A 4,225-nucleotide genomic window follows, 5' to 3' on the forward strand; every position below is an offset into this window, starting at 1 on the left:
CGCCGCTTCTCCAGGACCCCGGCGGCGGTGAGCGCCTGGAGGCGGGCGCCGAGGCGCGTACGGGCTGGGGCTGTGGCATGGGTGGGCCCATCCAGATTCAGGTTCAGTGAATGAACTTACCGAGAGCCCGACCGTAGCACGGTAGGTTCGGTCACTGAACCAAGAAGCGGAAAAGTGGCTACAGTGGGGGCATGGCTCTCGGCAAGGACTACGCGACCCAGGAGTGCTCCATCGCCCGCGCGCTGGAGGTCGTCGGCGAGCGCTGGACGCTCCTCGTCGTCCGCGACGCGCTGTACGGCGTGCGGCGCTACAACGACTTCCTCGTCCACCTGGGCATCCCCCGCGCCGTCCTCGCCGCCCGCCTCCAGGCGCTCACCGCCGCCGGGGTCCTGGAGAAGCGGCGCTACCAGGAGTCGCCGCCGCGCGACGAGTACGTCGTCACCGAGCGCGGACGCGAGCTGTGGCCGGCGCTGCGGGCGCTCGGCGCGTGGGGGCGGGGCATTCCCGGGACCGCGCCGATGCGTGAGTTCCGGCACGTCACGTGCGGCTCCCCGCTCGGGGTCGTGGGGGAGTGCACCGGCTGCGGAGGCCTTGTCCCGCTGGAGGAAGTCGAGATGCTGCCGGGCGAGGGGCTCGACCCGGACCCCGCCGATCCGGTCAGCCGCGCGCTCCTCGAACCCCGGCGCCTGCTTCAGCCCGTGGTGACCGAGCCTGTATAACTGGCAGGAACGCCCGTATCGGGCAGAAGGAGAGGAGGAGCCCATGACGCGCACGAGCAGCTGGTCCACGACCCTGCGTCCCGCCGCGCTGCTGCTGTTCCTCCTCGTCCAGGCCGTCCTCGTCGACACCGGCAGCCTCGCCGGGGCCGTCGCGCTCGCCGCGACCGCCGCCGCGGGCTCCGCGCTCGCCGTCTGCTCCCTGCTCGCCGCGCGCAGCGCGACCGCCGTGCCGCCGGCCAGAGTGCGCACCGCGATCCGCGACCGGGAGCAGCGCACCGCGTTCCTCCCGCAGCGCGATCCCGACGCCAAGGGGCGCACCAGGCCCCGAGCACCGGGACGTCTCGTCCCGACGGCCTGCTGACCCACCCCTCCACGGGCGCTGGGCCCACGCAGTCCGTCACGCCGAAATCCCTTCCTCGCGCACGCCTGTCCGTGCGTCGGTTCCGGCACGACGAGACCCCCGGAGGGCTCACCCATGTCGTCGTTCATGTCCGTCTTCGCCAGCCTGGTCGAGCATCTCGCCGACCTCCTCGACCCGCTGTTCCACGGCTCGGCGACCGCCGCCGCGATCATCCTGTTCACCGCGTTCGTACGGCTCCTCGTGCACCCGCTCTCCCGGGCCGGCGCGCGCGGCCAGCGCGAGCGGCTCAAGCTGCAGCCGCGCATCGCCGAGCTGCGCAAGAAGCACAAGAAGAACCCCGAGGCGCTGCAGAAGGCGATCATGGAACTGCACCGCGAGGAGAAGGTCTCCCCGCTCTCGGGCTGCCTGCCCATGCTGTTCCAGATGCCGGCGTTCTTCCTGCTCTACCACCTGTTCTCCAGCCGCAGCATCGGCGGCGAGCCCAACGCCCTGCTCGGCCACACCCTCGGCTCCGCCGAACTCGGCGGACGCTTCACCGACGCGCTCGCGCACGGCGGGCTCTTCGGGGCGCAGGGCCTCGTGTACGTGGTGCTGTTCGCGCTCGTCGCCGCCGTCGCCACCTTCAACTACCGGCGGACCAAGCAGCAGATGGCGCTGTCCGCCGCGCAGTCGGCGGGCAGTGACCAGCAGGTGCCCGGCATGGCGGCGATGAGCAAGTTCATGCCGTTCATGTCGTTCATGACGCTCTTCTCGGTGGCCGTGGTGCCGCTCGCCGCCGCGCTGTACGTCGTCACGTCGACGACCTGGAGCGCGATCGAGCGGGCCGTGCTCTACCGGGACATGCCGTCCGGGGTCGCCGCGGCCGCGCCCGTCCTGTAGGCGGAGCTCCGGGGCGCCGGGTCCAGTCCGTGAACGGGGTATTGCGGACTGGACGCCGAACTTGGAGGATCGACCAGACCTCCGATGGCTTAGGCCGCACCTGGCCATGGAGGCTTCTCCTAGTTCAGAGGGAGTTACCCCAATGAAGCTGCTGCGAGTCGGTCCCGCCGGAGCCGAGCGCCCTGCGCTCCTCGACGCCGAAGGGACCCTGCGCGACCTGTCGGACCTGGTCGCGGACATCGACGGGGCGCTGCTCGCGGACGATGCCGCGCTGAGCCGGATCCGGGAGGCCGCCGCCTCCGGCGACCTGCCCGCCCTTGACGGGGCGGGCCTGCGCACCGGGCCGCCGGTCGCCCGCATCGGCAAGGTCGTGTGCATCGGCCTGAACTACCACGACCACGCCAGGGAGACCGGCGCCGAGCCGCCCGCCGAGCCCGTCGTCTTCTTCAAGGCCGCCGACACGGTGGTCGGGCCGCACGACACGGTGCTCGTGCCGCGCCGCTCGACCAAGACCGACTGGGAGGTGGAGCTGGCCGTGGTGATCGGACGTACGGCCCGCTACGTCGAGTCCCAGGAGGCCGCGCTCGCGTGTGTGGCCGGGTACGCGGTGGCGCACGACGTGTCCGAGCGCGAGTTCCAGATCGAGCGCGGCGGTACGTGGGACAAGGGCAAGAACTGCGAGACGTTCAACCCGCTCGGGCCGTGGCTGGTGACCGCGGACGAGGTGCCCGACCCGCAGGCGCTCGGCCTCAAGCTGTGGGTGAACGGGGAACTGAAGCAGGACGGCTCCACCGCCGACCAGATCTTCTCCGTGGCGGAAGTGGTGCGCTACGTGAGCCAGTTCATGACGCTCTACCCGGGTGACGTCATCAACACGGGGACGCCGGCCGGCGTCGCCATGGGGCGTCCCGAGCCCAAGCCGTATCTGCGGTCCGGTGACGTGGTGGAGCTGGAGATCGAGGGGCTGGGGCGGCAGCGGCAGGAGCTCAAGGACGCGTAAGCGCTCCGCTCGGGGCGGGGGTGTTTGGGCGCCGTTGGGCGTGGGGGCTGTCTGCGGGTGCGGGTTCGTTGTGGTTGCTCGCGCCGTTCCCCGCGCCCCTGGCGGGGCGCCTCCGTTCGGGGGTGCCCCTCCGCGTGTCTGCGGCCCGTCGACCCGACCTAATTCACATAGTGCGTATATGGGAGAAACCCGTACACGTCTTCGTTCCGTCCGGTTGTCCGTCGGTGTCGCCTCGGCCGCGCTGGTCGTCGTCGCGGCCGTCGCCGGGCCCGCGTTCGCCGATCCGCTGCCCGGGGGGCTCGGGCCCTGCCTGGGAAGCAACTGCCCGGCCCCCTTCCCGGACCCGAACAACGGCACCCCGACCGGCCGGGACAACAACATCAACATCTTCGTCGGCGGCGACATGGCCGTCCGCCGGTCCGCCGCCGAGGCGGAGGGCAAGGTCGTCATCCTCGGGAACTACGACCAGGACAAGGACGCCGGCGTCTCGCAGATCTACAACGTCGGCGTCGCCGGTGTCGGCTCGCGGGTCCCGCCGGACGACGGCACGGACTTCCTCACCGCAGGCGGGAACGTGACCGTCGACGCGGGGGAGCGGCTCGTCGTGGAGGACGCCAGCGCCAGCGGCCGGGTGCGGTACGGCGGGACGCTCACCGGCACCATCGAGACGCAGCGCGTCGCCGACCCCGACGCGGCCGCGCCCTACACGGCGCTGCGGCAGCAGCTCACCGACGCCAGCCAGTGCTACGCGTACGTCGACGGTGCCCGCCGCACCCCCACCGGCACCGCCGTCAACGACGGCAGCACCACCGTCTTCACCGGAGACGGCACCTCACCGATCCAGATCTTCGACGTCGACTTCGACATGGTCAGCACGACGGGTGGGCAGGCCGGCTTCCGGTTCGACGGCATCCCGGCCGGCGCCACCGTCCTCGTGAACGTCTACGGGGACGCGCGGGAGATCAACTCGTACGAGGCGATGCTCCCGGCCGACCTGCGCGACCGGCTGCTGTGGAACTTCCCGGACGCGACGGACGTGACGCTGAGCGGCACCACGCAGTTCTCCGGCAGCGCCCTGATCGGCAACCCCGCCAGTACGACGACGGTGACCATGTCCGGCTTCAACGGCCGTTTCTACTCGGCCGGTTCCCTCACCCACGCGTCGGCGACCGGGGGCGGCGGGGGCCAGGAGTTCCACGCCTACCCGTTCGTCGGAGACCTGCCTACGTGTGACGACGCCAGTCCCACACCGACGCCGACGCCCAC

Annotated in this window: 5 protein-coding genes; all 5 read left to right on the top strand. The window is 71.6% G+C overall.

Annotation, left to right across the window (positions count from 1 at the left end; translation table 11 throughout):
- Positions 1-191 precede the first annotated feature (191 nt).
- A complete protein-coding gene (locus M4J07_RS46775; protein ID WP_255983314.1) occupies positions 192-719 on the top strand; it encodes a winged helix-turn-helix transcriptional regulator in 528 nt (175 codons plus the stop codon).
- A 43-nt stretch (positions 720-762) separates the two neighbouring features.
- Entirely contained in the window at positions 763-1,080 is a 318-nt protein-coding gene (locus M4J07_RS46780; protein ID WP_255983316.1) for a DUF6412 domain-containing protein, read from the top strand.
- A gap of 114 nt (positions 1,081-1,194) precedes the next feature.
- Positions 1,195-1,959, top strand: a complete 765-nt coding sequence (locus M4J07_RS46785) for a YidC/Oxa1 family membrane protein insertase (protein ID WP_255983318.1) — start codon at positions 1,195-1,197, stop codon at positions 1,957-1,959.
- A gap of 142 nt (positions 1,960-2,101) precedes the next feature.
- Positions 2,102-2,959, top strand: a complete 858-nt coding sequence (locus tag M4J07_RS46790; RefSeq protein ID WP_255983320.1) for a fumarylacetoacetate hydrolase family protein — start codon at positions 2,102-2,104, stop codon at positions 2,957-2,959.
- 178 nt (positions 2,960-3,137) lie between these two features.
- On the top strand, positions 3,138-4,225 hold a 1,088-nt coding region (locus M4J07_RS46795; protein ID WP_255983322.1), incomplete at its 3' end, for a choice-of-anchor A family protein.

The sequence above is a fragment of the Streptomyces longispororuber genome (assembly GCF_024448165.1).
GTDB classification, from domain to species: domain Bacteria; phylum Actinomycetota; class Actinomycetes; order Streptomycetales; family Streptomycetaceae; genus Streptomyces; species Streptomyces longispororuber_A.